The sequence below is a fragment of the Campylobacter sp. genome (assembly GCF_017646085.1).
Taxonomy (GTDB): Bacteria; Campylobacterota; Campylobacteria; order Campylobacterales; family Campylobacteraceae; genus Campylobacter.
Window position 1 is genome coordinate 1 of sequence record NZ_JAGCNF010000017.1, and the last position, 15,793, is coordinate 15,793.

The window sequence follows — 15,793 nt, forward strand, 5'->3', positions numbered from 1 at the left end:
GCCAGAATTATCGTCATAACCGAAGAGAGCAGGAGAAGTACCAGCGCCCCAAGAAGGAGTACCCTTCACACCTGTTACGCTATCACCGATCTTGACATGAGCTACAGTCTCGGGATTGTTGTATGACAAGAAGATAGCACCTGTTTCGTCTTGAAGTGCAAGACCGGCACTCCACTCGGTTGTATATACATAAGTAACTACAACAGGATTGGTAATGAGGTGTGTCATTTTGATATCGCCATTGTCGGCTGTTTCAATAAGGTCGGCAATGTTATCGCACTCAACAGTGTTAGAAACGAGACCGTGAACATAGAGTTTCACATCGTCCGAAGTATTCTTATAGTCAAGTACACCGGCAATTGAGAAGCCTTTGAAATCAGCGCCAATCCACTCGGCCAAGTTTACAGTTGATGATACCAACTCGAGAGTGTACTCAACCTGAATTTCTTGATCAAGTTCGAAATCATATGTGAAGCCAATCTCAGTGTAGAAGTAACGACCGTCTTTCTCTGAAATAGTACCTACGGGAGTAATCTTCACAGCAGCACCTTGAGCATCAACTACATTGTAGTTCATATATACATACTCATTGGCCGATGCATACTTAATTTCGTTTTCACGACTCAAGACAGTAATTTGAGCATCTTCGGCAAGTACAAAGCTTGAACCTTTATCAACTACGGGATTGTAGTTCTCTTCGTGGTAAACACAAGGAGTAGAAACACCCTTGATACCCTCGATCAAATCACCTTGTTCTACCTCAGCAGTAACGCCCATGAGTACAGTACCCTTGAGAGCAGAACCGCCGTAGAGGTCAAGACCATCGTATTGAACGAATACGTTGTTACCATCAACATGAGTTACCAATACATGGCCATATACGTCGTAAGCTACATTTGCAGCATCGGGGAACTCCACTACATATGCATTCAAATCGTCGATAGTAGCGAAGCTATGAACAGCAACGAGTTCGTAAACTGTAAATTCGCCATTCTCATACATACCACATACATCGAATCGACCGGCGATATCGAGACCATAAGCAACAACCTCATCGAAGATGAAGTAATAAGTTTCGTATGAGCTTACGGGAACACGAACAGACTCTACATTTCTAACGATAACGGGAGTACCTTCGTTGGCTTGCAACTCTTCGAGAGTAGAAACCTCGGGAGTGAGCGAAGCGTCGGTAATGTGCGCTTGTGAGAGGGGTTGGATTTGATAGATACCGTTGCTATTGAGAGCATAGAAGTCGGCTATACCTACGATATTGTTACGCTCGAAGGTTTGGAGACCAAATTTGCTCCAAAGGTTAGAAAGCTCCATTGTGTCGCCTTCTTGAATGAGGTATTTAACCTTGTCGCCATATACGTCGAGAGTATCTACTACTTGTACATCGAGCAAGCGTACAACATTGTTGGCGATTTTGGGCATATCACCAGACTCTTCGCAATAATGCCACTCGGCGAGGAGGTCGGCAACTGTTACAGTCATAGCAGGCTTAACATCATTGCCAGAGCTTACAACTTCGGGAACGAATGCAATAGTGAGATAATCATCGGCACTATAGTCGATATATGCACAAGTGAGGTTGGGAGCAGATTGAGAAGTTTCGTATTGAGCAAAACCTTTCACACCTGTAATTTGGTCGCCGGCCTTGATATTCTTAAGAGCGGCTTTATTGCCGCTCTACTTAGTATAGGTTCATACGGAGCAGTAATCGATAATGCTAATATCATTAGCGAGGCTGTAGAGATAAAGTTAAACTCAATAGGGGATGAGTTAAAAAACAAAACCGGTGTGACGCTAAATTTGCTTACTGTAGAAAATAGCGCTGGAGTGAATTTAAAAGATTTTGCAAATACTCATATAGCTACGTTAAAATCCCCATATGTTGTTTTGGCAATTATGCCAAAGGATTTTTCTAGTAAGGCTGGCCAGCTTGATATTTTTGCTTCAAATGATGCTTTGGCGCTATTTGATAAAGAGGCCGTCTTAAGCCCATTTCCGCAAACTGGCTCTATAATCCCACTACTAACGCAAAATAAAGGTAAAGATATCTATAATTCCTCTATGCTAAATGGTTATGCTGATATAGCCGATCAGATAGCAGCTAGTAAAAATATTATTTTAGAAAATTCAATAGGCTCACAAAATAGAGATACTATAAATATCTTTAGATACTTAATATATGGATCAATCGTTCTTGTGATTATTGTTTTAATCGTTCGTAAATTTAATAAAGGCTAATAATGCAAAAAAATAAAACTTTTTGGCCATATGGGATTGTAATTTCTATATTTGCCATAGTATGCTCATGTGCTTACACTATATATTATTCACTTGATTATCCTGTTTATATGGATGATTATTATTTTAATAAATACCAAAATGTAGATAATAATTTTAATGAAATTCAAGCAGCTCAGGCAAATTTTAGGCGTGAATTTAGCTTTGATACTACACCACAAATTGAGCAAAATGGCGTAGTTGTACCAAATACAATTCAAAAACTTCGCAAAGGTAAAATTGCTACAATAGTCCCATTAAATCAAAACTTTAATATCAAATTTGATACAAATTCTACTAAATATAGCTCTAAGATACTACTTACTCGTCCAGATAGTAGCGAATTTGATAGAGAATTAAATGGTCAAAATATTAATGGCAAATTGACTATAAGTGATCTAAATTTAACTAAAGCAGGAAGATGGCAAATTAAAGCCAAGATTATAGTTGATGAGAATAAAACTGGATTTTATCAAGTAGAATTATATGCTAAGTAAAACGCTTTTTGTACTTAGTTCATCTAGAAATGTGCGAGATTTTTATGCTAGTAAGCTAAGTTTAAATTCGCTTCTACCAAAGGCTATTAGTACGGCTGAGTTTTTTGAAGAGGCTACATATGTGCCAAATAAGCGCCGTGCTAGCGATACTGAGTGCTTGCTGCATATGCGCAATGCCGTAGCTAGAGTAGAGAATATCTCTAAAATTTTAAATATAAAAAATGAATTTCTAATTTTTCTTAAAAATTCGCACTATTTATTCTCATTTTTTAAGGAGCTTAGCCGAGAAAAGTGTACCGTAGCTAATTTAAGTAGTGCTGATACTTATGCTAGCTATGATGAGCATTTAACAATTTTAGATAATTTAGGGAAAATTTATAAAGATAGTCTAAATTCATCAAATATATATGATGATATTACACTTAGTGAATGTTATGAAATAAACTCAAATTTTATTAGCAATTTTGATAGGATTGAGTTTAGACTTGATGGGATTTTAACCTCATTAGAGTGGGAGATTTTAACCAAAATCGCTAAGCAAACTCAGTTGATTTTAAGTGCAGATTGTAGTAAATTTAACCAAAAAACTATTAATGAAATTGTTAAATTCACTAGTTTAAATCTAGAAATTGGTTATAATTATGAGATAAATTTAAGCACTAAAAGTATAGAAAATAAAACTCAGTTAAAAAAAGCACCCGTTATAAATCTTAAGGGTTTTTGGATGCGTAGCTTACAAGCGGCTTTTGTTTTTGATGAGATTTCTAAGATGGTTAGAAGCGGAATTAATCCGCAAAATATCGCTGTAATTTTACCTGATGAGAGCTTTGCAGAGGTGTTGCAAAATCTAGATGAAAATAATATGTTAAATTATGCTATGGGTAAAAGCCTACGCAATGATCTAATTTGTATATTTTTACACTCTTTAAAAGAAGCCATTATTCAAGAGCTTGATTATAAATTTAATCCAAATTATATAAAAGATACGCCAAGTCCAAATCAAATGCTTGCTACGCTAAATAGCTTTAATTTATCAACCCAAATTTATAATCATATTAAAGAAATATTTTATTCAAAAGTGAGTTTTGAAAGCTTTGAGAGTGTTATTAAGTTGCTACTAAGTGATATCAAAAAAAGCACTGAAATTGCTGAGTTTATAGAAACTGAGCTTTTTAATATTAAAAATCTTTTAAGAGAGATTGAACTTAAATTTAGTGAACTTCTTGAGCTATTTTTGTTAAATTTTGCCAATAAAAAAGAGAGTATGACTGGCGGTGGATTAGTTACTGTAATGGGTGTTTTAGAGAGTCGTTCTAGAGTTTATGATGGGATTGTAATTGTAGATTTTAATGACTCTTTTGTACCAAAAAGAAGCCAAAAAGAGATGTTTTTAAGCTCAGTAGTAAGAAAAAATGCTGGCTTAATTAGCCATGCAGATAGGGAAAATCTTCAAAGATTTTATTATGAAAGTTTAATAAATAGAGCAAAAGTAGTCTCTATTTGTTATACTGAAAACGAAGAGCAGATTTTATCTAGATTTATTAAGGATTTTAGTGAACAAAATTTAATAAACACACCACAAATTTCTTATGAAAATGCTTTAAATATCGGTGGAGTAGATATAAATACTACCCCAAAAGAGATTATAGAAGTTCATGATTTCTTTGAGTATCCAATCTCATTTAGCCGCCTTGATACATTTATAAAATGTCCAAGACGCTATTATTATCAATATATCAAAAATGTAGGCAAGCCTAAATTTTTTAATGAAGATAATCTTGAATTTGGTGCAAATTTGCATGAGGCATTACAAAAATATTTTGAAAGTTCACCATATAAATTTAATAAAGATGAGTTTTTGCAAATTTATACTAACTATGAAGATGCTCAGTTAGTATTAAAAAATGAGCTATTTAAGATTAGACTTAGTAAATTTGAAAAAGAGCAAAACTCGCATTTTAAAGAAGGCTTTAGTGTTTGGAAGTGTGAGTTAAAAATACGGAATCAATTTAATGGTTTACCGATTGAGGGAAAAATAGATAGGGTCGATATAAATGGTGATGAAATTTGGCTAATTGATTATAAAAGCGGCAATTTAGATAATAAATCATTTCAACTAGCATTTTATGAGATACTCTATTTGGCTGAGTTTCATCAAGAGGCTAAGGGTTATTTTTATTCATTAAAAGATAATAAATTTGAACCAAATAATAAAAAAATAGATGAGTTAAGTCAGATTTTAAATGAGCTAAAAGAGTTAAGTGGTAGTCAAATTTGCTTTCGTCAAAATACAAAAAATTGTAGCCAATGGTGCCCATATCAAACGCTGTGTTTAAGGGAGTTAAGGTGAGTTTTGAGAACTATTTATGCCTAGAAGCAAGTGCAGGAAGTGGCAAAACATTTGCACTATCAGTGCGTTATATTGCTTTGCTTTTGCGTGGTAATCATCCAAATAAAATTCTAGCCCTAACATTTACAAACAAAGCTGCTAGCGAAATGCTCCAAAGGATTACGACAACTTTTTGTAACTTGCATAAAGATGAACAAAAAGGAGAGCTAGAGGCACTTTGTGAGCTTTTAGAAATGGATACTAAAAAGGTTTTGGCTATTCGTGATGAGATGATGGGTAGATTTTTAGCTAGTGAGTTAAAAATTTCTACATTTGATTCGTTTTTTGGAACGATTTTACGGCAGTTTAGTTTAAATTTGGGCCTAATGCCAGATTTTAGCTCTGTAGAAGATAATAGTGAGTTAATAAATAATGAATTTAACAAATTAATCATAGCAAATTCTATGGTAAAAGATGTGGCACAGTATCTATATGATACTAATAATACAGAGTCAGATTTTTTTAATAAGCTTAAATCCCTTAGTCAAAGTAAACTATCACAATTTAATGCCACTGTTCCATCGCCTAAAAATGCACTACAAAAATATTACCAATTGTGCGATATTGCTCTTAGACTTCATAGCGATACAAATTATAAGAAGAATTTTGATAAAAGTTTAACAATAGAAAAAATAGTAACAAAGCCAATAGTAAAAGAATATACAAAAAAATATTTTAATAAAGTTCGAGATAATCTTGAGTTTGTAAGTGCTAGAGATGAGTTTATACAAGCTTTTAAAGAGTACTATTTAACTCTTGAAAAGTATGAAATATCTCAAATTTCAAAATTTGTAAAGCTGTATAAAAAGGCAATTGCCAATGTAAATAACCGTGAAAATAGTCTAAGTTTTGATGATATTACAAACTGGGTAAATGAGCTATTAACTAATAAAAATAGCCAAGATATAGATATGTTATATTTTCGCTTAGATGCAAAAATTAAGCATATTTTAATCGATGAATTTCAAGATACTAGTATAAAACAGTATGAAATTTTAGAGCCATTAATTGCTGAAAGTGTAGCAGGTGTAGGACAAAGCGGGCTTGGTAGTTTCTTTTATGTAGGTGATACTAAGCAAAGTATTTATAGATTTCGTGGTGGGCAAAAAGAGCTTTTTAATAAGCTTAGAGATAATTTTAGTCAGATTAAAGGCCAGAGTTTAGATAAAAACTACCGCAGTGATAAGCTAGTTGTAGAGTATGTAAATAATCTTTTTAGATCAAAATATACAAACTATATAGATCAAATTCCAAATAGCAAAAATGAGGGCTATGTAAAAGTAGTTAAATTTGAAAAAGAAAAGCATTTAGAACAGATCTTAAACAACATAAACGAGCTTACTCAAGCTGGAGTAGCACACGAAGATATAGCGATTTTATGCTGGAAAAATAAGGATATAGATCAGATAAAGAATTTTTTAGAGCCTAAAGGGATTGCTGTATCTACACAGATTATAAATCTTTTAATCAAAAGTGCAAATGTCGCAGCAGTGGTAGAGTTTACAAAATATTGTATTTTTGGTGATGAAATTTATTCTTTAACCACTCAAGAGATTATACAGAGTAAAAAGAGTCGTTTAGAATTAAAAACTAACACTAGCGTGGCACAGACTCTTAAATTTATTGCTAAATATCTAGAGATTAATCCTTATGATATTGATATGCTTAAACTTTATGAGATTAGTGCTGGTTATAGCGATATATATGATTTTGTTTTTAATATTGATCATGAAAAAGCCAAAAGCGCTAAAAGTAGCCAAAATGGTATAAATATAATGACAGTACATAAGAGTAAAGGGCTGCAGTTTGATCATGTGATCGTTGTAGATTATTTAGGGAAGCCAAATCCAAACCAGGATAAATTTTTAATAGAGTATAACCTAAGCTTAAATAGTTGGGATATCAAACTAAATAACAATGCTCTTGAATATTTAGGTGATGAGGAATTTATAAATCTAAAAAATCGCCAAAAATCCCTAGATAAAGATGAAACTATAAATAAAATTTATGTCGCACTCACTCGTGCTAAACACAGCCTAATTATCTTAGCTGTAGCACAGCCAAACGGCAATAATATCTCATATTTTACCCCTTATCAATGTAACGATAAAAATATAGAATATGTAAGCTTACAAGAGTGTCAGATGGGGAGTATTCAGCCAAGCATCAAGGAAATAGCATCTAAGTCTGATATGATAGAGTTAGAGCCGTTTGTGATTGTTGGTCGTCAAGAGATTGATAGTAGTACAGATGCTCAAGATGAATTAAATTTAGATGCAATCTACTTTGGCAAGGCATTACACTATTATTTAGAGAGTTTTAATTTTATAGATGCTAACTCAAAAGAAATTGCTAAAAATCGCTTATATAATAAATTTGGAAGTTTATTAGATGATAAAAGTCTAAAAGATATTATAAAGCGGGTTGATAGACTTTTAGATAGTGCTAAATTTAATAAAATTATTGCTAATAAAAAATTATACAAAGAGCAAGATATCGGTTTTGATGGAGAGCTAAGGCGTATTGATTTGCTTTGTATGAATGAGAGTGAGGCGCATATAATTGATTATAAAAGTTCATTAAATGGCTGGGAAAATCATAGAATTCAAGTATGCGAATATGCTAAAATTTTATCTAAAATTTACCCACAAAAAAGTGTAAAAGCGAGTATTATTTATATATTAAATGATGAAATTCAAATCCAAGATGTCTAATATAAAATTTTACTTAAATTCAGCTTTATTTAAGCTAATCTCGCTATAATTCCAACTCTTAAAATTAATATAGATAAAAGGCAAGATTATGACAAATATAACAAAGCCAAATGAAGTAAAACGTGATTGGATCGTTTTAGATGCTTCTGGAAAGAGATTTGGTAGATTGCTAACTGAAGCTGCTACACTACTTCGTGGTAAACATAAGCCAGGATTTAGCCCAAATGTTGATTGTGGCGATTATGTAATAATCATCAATGCTAGCAAAGCAGAATTTACAGGCGCTAATAAGGCTGAAGCAAAACTATATCATAGACATTCAGGATATTTTGGTAGCGTAAAAAGTGAAAAATTTGGCGATTTACTAGCTAATAAACCTGAAAAACTTTACAAATTAGCAGTTCGCGGTATGTTACCTAAAACAAAATTAGGCAAAGAGATGCTTAAAAAATTAAAAATCTATGCTGGTAGTGAGCACCCACACACTGCACAAATAGCTAAAGAAGGAAAATAATAATGGCAACAACATACGCAACAGGTAAAAGAAAAACAGCAGTTGCTAAAGTTTGGGTAAAACCAGGTAGCGGCAAAATTACAGTAAATGGCATGGATCTAAATAGCTGGCTAGGTGGACATGAGGCTATCAAGCTTAAAGTTGTTCAACCACTATTAGTTACAAAACAAGAAACTTCTATGGATATTACTGCTACAACTTTAGGCGGTGGATATTCAGCTCAAGCTGAGGCGCTTCGCCATGGCATTTCTAGAGCTTTGGCTTCTATCGATGCTACATTTAGAGCAGCTCTTAAACCTCAAGGTCTTCTAACACGTGATAGTCGTGTTGTTGAACGTAAAAAATATGGTCGCAGAAAAGCAAGAAGAAGTCCACAATTCTCAAAAAGATAATATATTCATTCAAATTTCCAAAAGCCTTTTTGGGCTTTTGGGGCTATTTAATTTAAACAAATCATAATTTTAAACTCAATTAAATTCTAATTTTTCTATGTTTAGTAAAAATTTATAATAAATTTTCATTAAGTTAAAACTGATCAAGTATAATTTTGCCGTCCAACAGATAAACCTCCTTTTTGTAATAGTTTCGGAGCTTAAATTTAGCTCCGATTTTTTATTATATTTTTATATTTTTATTAATAATTTATATTTTTTTAAACTTATTTACTGTATTATTTTGCATCTATTTTATAACTAAATTTTAAGGAAAAATAAAAATGAAAAAGATCCTTTTAGCACTTTGTGCTGCTTCGGCAATGTTTGCTAACAATAGCTATGAGCTTACTATCGTCGGTGGGTATGCGCATCCAGAGGGCACTCAAGGAATCGATGATCAAAAATTAATGGGTTTAAGATTAGCTAGAAATCTAGACTTATCATGGTTGAGTCAGCTTGAATTAGGCTTTGATTACACTCCAAAAGCTACATTTGAACATAATAATGGTAAATCAGTAGGATATGATACAAATATTGCTAGATACTATTTAAATTTAGTAAAAGACTTTGCTATTACAGATAGATTTTCTATCTATGCATTAGCTGGTGCTGGATATCAAGATTTAAGCAAAGAAGCAAATGATGCAAATGATGATGGATTTGGTCAAGCTGGTCTTGGTCTTAAATTTAATGTAGTTGATAATTTTGCTATTAAACTAGAAGCAAGAGACGCTATAACTTTCAAAGATGGTGCTAATACATTTTTATACACTTTAGGCTTTGCTAGTGGATTTGGTGGTGGTGCTAAGGCTGAGCCTGAAGCTACTTCAACTGCAGTAGAGTCAGTTGTAGCTCAAACAGTTGATGGCGATGATGATAATGATAAAGTATTAAATAGCAAAGATCAATGCCCAGGTACGCCAGCTGGTGCTATTGTTGATGAAAATGGCTGTGAAAAGGTAATTAGATTGAGTCTAAGTGCAAATTTTGAATCTGATAGCGCAACGCTAAGCCCAGAATATATTGCAAAAATAGATGAAGTAGCAAAAGTATTAGTTCAAAATAGTGAGTATAAAGTTTTATTAGAAGGCCATACTGATGCTACTGGTTCAGAAGAATACAACCAAAAATTATCAGAAAAAAGAGCTCAAGCAGTAGCAGCAGAGCTAATCAAAATGGGTGTAAGCCAAGATAGAATTAAAACGGTTGGTTATGGTGAGTTATCTCCAATTGCTACAAATAAAACTAAAGAAGGTCGTGCACAAAACCGCCGTGTAGATGCTAAATTTAGAAATTAATTATGCAGATTATAACTGATTTTGATTATACGGTCATATTGGCACTCGTTGCCAAATATGGCCTTCGACTTCTTTTTTCCTTTTTTATCTTTTTTGTTGGTAAGTGGGTTGTTGGTAGAATTTGTTTGATTTTAGAAAGCGTGATTCGCAGAGCTAAAATCGATGAGTTAATCGCAAGTTTTATAATAAACGCAGCTAAAACTATTCTTTTAATTGTTGTAATTGTCGCAGCTTTGGCAAATTTAGGAATAGAAACTACATCATTTGTCGCAATGCTTGGTGCTATTGGCCTTGGTATTGGTATGGCGTTTAAAGACTCATTTGGCAATATTGGTGCTGGTATTTTAATTGTATTTTTTAGACCATTTAAAATTGGTGATAGTGTAGATATTGGCAGTTATGCAGGTGTAGCTAAGGAGTTAAATTTATTTAGTACATGTATAATTACTGCTGATGGCAGAACAATTATTATCCCAAATCAGCAGGTTATGAATAGTAAAATCATCAATTACTCTTTAACCCCAACTAGGCGCATAGATTTGCTTTTTAGTGTGGATTATAAGGATGATTTAAGGCTTGCTAAAGATATTATTTTAAAAGTTGCAAATTCGCATGAACTAGCTATAAAAGATCCAGCTCCAAGTGTTTCAGTAAGCGCTCTTGGTGCACATAGCGTAGATTTAATAGTAAAAATTTGGGTATTAAATGATAATTATTCTACGGTTTATTCAGCTATGCTTGAGAATGTAAAGAGCGAATTTGATAGAGTTGGAATTAGTATTCCATATCCACAAGTTGTAAATCATCATATATATGAGCAAAAGGATGAAAATGACAAACTACAAACCAGTGATATTATTTGACCTCGATGGTACGCTTATCGATTCAACTCAAGCGATTGTAAATGGCTTTTGTAAAGCTTTTAGAGAGCATAAAATAAAAGAGCCTTCTAAAGAGCAAATTTGCTCTTTGATTGGCCATCCACTTGAGTATATGTTTGGTTTGCTTGGCGCTCCAAGTCAGCTAATCCCTAGCTTTATCTCTATTTATAAAGAGGATTATAGGCAAAATTATTTAGCGCAAACTACGCTTTTACCTGGGGCTTTTGAAGCTGTTAATATTGCTAGTGAGTTTGCAAATTTAGGAGTTGTCACTACAAAAACTTCGCTGTACTCTAAAATTTTACTTGAACATCTTGGAATTTTAGGATATTTTAGTGCTGTGATTGGTAGAGATGATGTAGTTAATCCTAAGCCAAATCCTGAGCCAATTATAAAAGCACTAAATTTAGTAAACGAATCACCAGTAAATGCATATATGATTGGCGATACTCCTATGGATGCTAAGGCTGCAAAATCTGCTGGAGTTACTAGCATAGGTGTAACATGTGGCTATGAGAGCAAGGAGGCATTAGAGCCAATTTGTGATTATGTCTGTATAAATGCATTAGATGCTGTGAAGTTAATTAGAGTTAAAACAGATAAAAAACAATCTTAGTTTAAAATCCAAAATATATCTAATTTATAAATATTCCATTTAAATTTTGTTTAGATCTTAGAAATTAGCTAAATAATTTTAGCTAATTTCTGTTAATTATTATAAAATAAATTTCCCATAAAAAGGGCTTTTAATTGGATTTATATTTATTTAACTGATAATTTATATAAATATAAATTTATAATTAACCTATTTTTTAAGTTTTTATAATATAATTACTAACTTTAAGTTAAAGAAAATATTTAAACCAATATAAGTCTTAAATTTTTATTTATTAAAATTAAATTTAAGCTTAGAAAGGAATCTAATGAGTAAAATTATGAAAACTATGGACGGCAACGAAGCAGCAGCTTATGCTTCATATGCTTTTACTGAGGTTGCTGGAATTTATCCTATTACACCTAGCTCGCCGATGGCGGATTTTGTCGATATTTGGGCGAGTGATGGCAAGAAAAATTTATTTGGTATGCCTGTTAAGGTTGTTGAGATGCAAAGCGAAGCTGGTGCAGCTGGTACGGTGCATGGAAGTCTTCAAGCTGGTGCATTAACTACTACATTTACTGCTGCTCAAGGCTTGTTGCTTAAAATTCCAAATATGTATAAAATCGCAGGTCAAATGCTTCCTGGTGTTATCCATGTAGCAGCTCGTTCTCTTGCAGCGCAGGCTCTTTCTATCTTTGGTGATCATCAAGATATTTATGCTTGTAGACAGACCGGCTTTGCTATGCTTGCTACTGGTTCTGTTCAAGAGGTTATGGATTTAGCTGGCGTAGCTCATCTAAGCGCTATTAAGGGCAGGGTGCCATTTATGCACTTCTTTGATGGATTTAGGACAAGCCACGAAATTCAAAAAATTGAGGTAATGGATTATAGCGTATTTGATCGATTACTAGATAAAGAGGCAGTTGAAGAATTTAGACGCAACTCAATGAACCCTGAAAATCCAAAAATCAGAGGAACAGCACAAAATGATGATATATACTTCCAAACAAGAGAATTAACAAATAAATTCTATGATGCAATCCCAGATATTGTAGCATACTATATGGATGAAATTTCAAAAGTTACAGGCAGAAAATATGCTCCATTTGTATATTATGGTGCGCCTGATGCGACTAGGGTAATTGTAGCTATGGGTTCAGTTACTCAAACTCTTGAAGAGGTTGTAGATTATCTAAATGCTAAAGGTGAAAAAGTAGGTGTTTTAAAAGTGCATTTATATAGACCATTTAGTATTAAGCATATGTTTGATGTAATTCCTTCAACTGTAGAAAAAATTGCAGTTTTAGATCGTACTAAAGAGCCAGGTAGCCTAGGTGAACCGTTATATCTAGATATTAAAGCAGCATATTATGGTAAAGAAAATGCCCCAGTAATAGTAGGTGGTAGATATGGACTTAGCTCTAAAGATGTAGATCCAGCACAGATGATTGCTATATATGAGAATTTAAATTTAGATACACCTAAAAATGGCTTTACAGTAGGTATTGTAGATGATGTATCATTTACATCATTACCAGTAGGCCAGAAAATATCTCTTAGCGATAGTGATTGTATTGAGTGTTTATTTTATGGTCTTGGAGCCGATGGAACAGTAGGAGCTAATAAAAACTCTATTAAAATTATTGGTGATAAAACTGATCTATACGCTCAAGCATATTTTGCCTATGATAGTAAAAAATCAGGTGGATACACTAGAAGCCATTTAAGGTTTGGTAAAAAGCCAATTCGTTCTACATATTTAGTATCAAATCCGCATTTTATAGCCTGTTCAGTTGCTGCATACTTAGATATTTACGATGTAGTAGATGGATTAAGGGATGGTGGTACGTTCTTGCTTAACTCTATTTGGGATGCGCAAAAAACAGTAGAAAAAATTCCAAATAGAGTAAAACGCATCTTAGCGCAAAAAAATGCTAACTTTTACATCTTAAATGCGACAAAATTAGCATATGAAATTGGTCTAGGCAATCGTACAAATACTATTATGCAATCAGCATTTTTTAAACTCTCAGGTATCATTAACTACGAAGAAGCACAAAAATATATGAAAGAGTATGCTTACAAAACCTATCATAAAAAAGGCGACAAAATCGTAGAGATGAACTATAAAGCTATTGATGAGGGCGCTAGCGAGCTTGTTAAAATTGAGATTGATCCAAGCTGGATAAATTTAAAAGATGAGATAAAAGAGGATAAATACAAAGGCAGTGATTTTGTAGAAAATATTGTAAAACCAATGAACGCAGCTAGAGGCGACTCTTTGCCAGTATCTGCTTTTGTCGGATATGAAGTTGGCTCATTTGAATCTGGTACAACTGAATTTGAAAAGCGTGGCGTAGGCGTAATGGTACCAAAATGGATAGAAGAAAATTGTATCCAATGTAATCAATGTGCATTTGTTTGTCCTCACGCAGTTATTAGACCATTCTTAATAGATGAAAATGAAATGGCTAACGCCCCACAAGGTGTAAAAGATAGAGCAATTGATGCAAAAGGCAAAGAGTTAGCTGGGCTAAAATATAAAATTCAAGTAAGCCCATTAGATTGTACCGGTTGTGAGTTATGTGCTCATGAATGTCCAAGTAAAGAAAAATCTTTAGTAATGGTTCCATTAAATGGTGAAATTGAAAAAGGTGAACAAGAAAATGCTGATTATTTATTTAAAAAGGTAGTCTATAAAGATGATTTAGTAAATAAACAGACTGTAAAAGGTTCAGGTTTTGCTCAACCATTATTTGAATTCCATGGCGCATGTCCAGGATGTGGCGAAACTCCATATATTACTTTAGTTACAAGATTATTTGGTGAGCAGCTGATGGTAGCAAATGCTACAGGATGTAGCTCAATTTATGGTGGTTCAGCTCCATCATCTCCATATAGAAAATCAAACAAAACTGGTAATGGTGTAGCATGGGCAAATTCGCTATTTGAGGATAATGCTGAGTTTGGTATGGGTATGAAGATAGCTACTGCAACTATCCGTCATAGAGTAGAAAATATCATGCTAAATACTAAGGATAAAGTACCAAATGCCATAGCAGCTCTATATAATGACTGGTTAGCAAATAAAGAAGATAGATTAGCAACTCAAAATATTAGAGATACTCTAGTCCCACTTCTTGAAGCAAATCAAGATATCCAAGGGGCTAAAGAGCTTTTAAGCCTAAAACAATATATCGCTAAAAAATCTCAATGGATTATCGGAGGAGATGGCTGGGCTTATGATATTGGTTATGGCGGATTAGATCATGTGCTAGCAAGTGGAGAAAATGTCAATGTTCTTGTGCTTGATACTGAAGTTTATTCAAATACAGGTGGTCAAAGCTCAAAATCAAGCCGCAGCGGTTCAGTAGCTCAGTTTAGCGCTAGTGGTAAAAGCGTACAGAAAAAAGACTTAGGTCAAATTTCAATGACTTATGGAAATATTTTTGTAGCTCAAATCAATCTAAATGCTAGTCAAGCCAATGTAATCAAAGCTATTACAGCAGCTGAAGCATATGATGGCCCAAGCCTTATAATTGCATACTCGCCATGTATTGCACACGGTATTAAAGGCGGATTAACAATGTCAGGTGATCAAGCTGAACTAGCTACAGCATGTGGATACTGGCCGACATATGTCTATGATCCAAGTCTAGTGGCACAAGGTAAAAACCCGCTTAAAATCACATCAAAAGAGCCGCAATGGGATAGATATGAGGAGTTTTTATTAAACGAAGTTCGCTACAACTCGCTTAAAAAGATAAATCCACAGCATGCTGATGAGTTATTTGCTCAAAACTTAAGCGATGCTAAGCGCCGTTATAGACAGTTAAAACGCCTTGCAGCAGCTGATTATAGCGATGAGTTAAATTAATTTTATAATTTAATTATTAAGGCCTACTCATAATTTTTATGAGTAGGCAAATTTATTTTTTAATTATTTTTCAAAATTACCTTATAAACCAAAACCATTAAATTCACTCTTGTCCCCTAGCCAACCTACTAAATTTTCTAAAATCCACTAAACAAATTACACCCCCATAATATTTTAATATTTCACCAATTCTAATCCACATCCCACTATAAAAATTATCAAAGACCCAAGTCATAAATCTACAATATCTAATCTAAATTTTATAAATTCATCAACTTTATTAAAAAATTTACAATATTTTA

The 15,793-nt window shown here is 33.3% G+C and carries 11 protein-coding genes; 10 read left to right on the forward strand and 1 reads right to left on the reverse strand.

Annotated elements, in window-relative coordinates:
* Positions 1 to 1,635: hypothetical protein (locus tag J6V67_RS00800; protein WP_291857307.1), on the reverse strand; the 1,635-nt coding region annotated here is incomplete at its 3' end.
* Here J6V67_RS00800 and J6V67_RS00805 point away from each other — a divergent pair.
* The 10 genes from J6V67_RS00805 (at position 1,603) to nifJ (ending at position 15,491) form a co-directional block, all read left to right on the forward strand.
* Positions 1,603 to 2,250 (forward strand): TPM domain-containing protein, encoded by a 648-nt coding sequence (locus J6V67_RS00805; RefSeq protein WP_291857309.1) that lies wholly within the window; start codon positions 1,603 to 1,605, stop codon positions 2,248 to 2,250. The genes J6V67_RS00800 and J6V67_RS00805 overlap by 33 nt on opposite strands.
* Before the next feature lie 2 nt (positions 2,251 to 2,252).
* Entirely contained in the window at positions 2,253 to 2,786 is a 534-nt protein-coding gene (locus tag J6V67_RS00810) for a hypothetical protein (protein ID WP_291857311.1), read from the forward strand.
* Positions 2,776 to 5,136, forward strand: coding sequence for a PD-(D/E)XK nuclease family protein (locus J6V67_RS00815; protein ID WP_291857314.1), 2,361 nt, complete (start codon positions 2,776 to 2,778; stop codon positions 5,134 to 5,136). Before J6V67_RS00810 ends, J6V67_RS00815 begins: the two co-directional genes overlap by 11 nt.
* Complete coding sequence (locus tag J6V67_RS00820) at positions 5,133 to 7,889, forward strand: RecB-like helicase (protein ID WP_291857316.1); 2,757 nt, start codon at positions 5,133 to 5,135, stop codon at positions 7,887 to 7,889. Before J6V67_RS00815 ends, J6V67_RS00820 begins: the two co-directional genes overlap by 4 nt.
* Positions 7,890 to 7,977: 88 nt before the next feature.
* Positions 7,978 to 8,403 (forward strand): 50S ribosomal protein L13, encoded by a 426-nt coding sequence (gene rplM, locus J6V67_RS00825; protein ID WP_291857318.1) that lies wholly within the window; start codon positions 7,978 to 7,980, stop codon positions 8,401 to 8,403.
* 2 nt (positions 8,404 to 8,405) lie between these two features.
* Entirely contained in the window at positions 8,406 to 8,795 is a 390-nt protein-coding gene (gene rpsI / locus J6V67_RS00830) for a 30S ribosomal protein S9 (RefSeq protein WP_086237710.1), read from the forward strand.
* 323 nt (positions 8,796 to 9,118) lie between these two features.
* Entirely contained in the window at positions 9,119 to 10,135 is a 1,017-nt protein-coding gene (locus J6V67_RS00835; RefSeq protein ID WP_291857322.1) for an OmpA family protein, read from the forward strand.
* Positions 10,136 to 10,173: 38 nt separating this feature from the next.
* Positions 10,174 to 10,998 (forward strand): mechanosensitive ion channel domain-containing protein, encoded by an 825-nt coding sequence (locus tag J6V67_RS00840; protein WP_291857324.1) that lies wholly within the window; start codon positions 10,174 to 10,176, stop codon positions 10,996 to 10,998.
* Positions 10,967 to 11,632, forward strand: coding sequence for an HAD family hydrolase (locus J6V67_RS00845; protein ID WP_291857326.1), 666 nt, complete (start codon positions 10,967 to 10,969; stop codon positions 11,630 to 11,632). The genes J6V67_RS00840 and J6V67_RS00845 overlap by 32 nt, the downstream gene beginning before the upstream one ends.
* Before the next feature lie 307 nt (positions 11,633 to 11,939).
* Positions 11,940 to 15,491, forward strand: a complete 3,552-nt coding sequence (gene nifJ / locus J6V67_RS00850) for a pyruvate:ferredoxin (flavodoxin) oxidoreductase (protein WP_291857329.1) — start codon at positions 11,940 to 11,942, stop codon at positions 15,489 to 15,491.
* Positions 15,492 to 15,793 lie beyond the last annotated feature (302 nt).

What these genes read in the sequence shown, in the direction of transcription:
- J6V67_RS00810 (WP_291857311.1), top strand. Translation starts at nt 2,253, where the DNA reads ATGCAAAAAAATAAAACTTTTTGGCCATATGGGATTGTAATTTCTATA.
- J6V67_RS00815 (WP_291857314.1), top strand. Translation starts at nt 2,776, where the DNA reads ATGCTAAGTAAAACGCTTTTTGTACTTAGTTCATCTAGAAATGTGCGA.
- rplM (WP_291857318.1), top strand. Translation starts at nt 7,978, where the DNA reads ATGACAAATATAACAAAGCCAAATGAAGTAAAACGTGATTGGATCGTT.
- rpsI (WP_086237710.1), top strand. Translation starts at nt 8,406, where the DNA reads ATGGCAACAACATACGCAACAGGTAAAAGAAAAACAGCAGTTGCTAAA.
- J6V67_RS00835 (WP_291857322.1), top strand. Translation starts at nt 9,119, where the DNA reads ATGAAAAAGATCCTTTTAGCACTTTGTGCTGCTTCGGCAATGTTTGCT.
- J6V67_RS00845 (WP_291857326.1), top strand. Translation starts at nt 10,967, where the DNA reads ATGACAAACTACAAACCAGTGATATTATTTGACCTCGATGGTACGCTT.
- nifJ (WP_291857329.1), top strand. Translation starts at nt 11,940, where the DNA reads ATGAGTAAAATTATGAAAACTATGGACGGCAACGAAGCAGCAGCTTAT.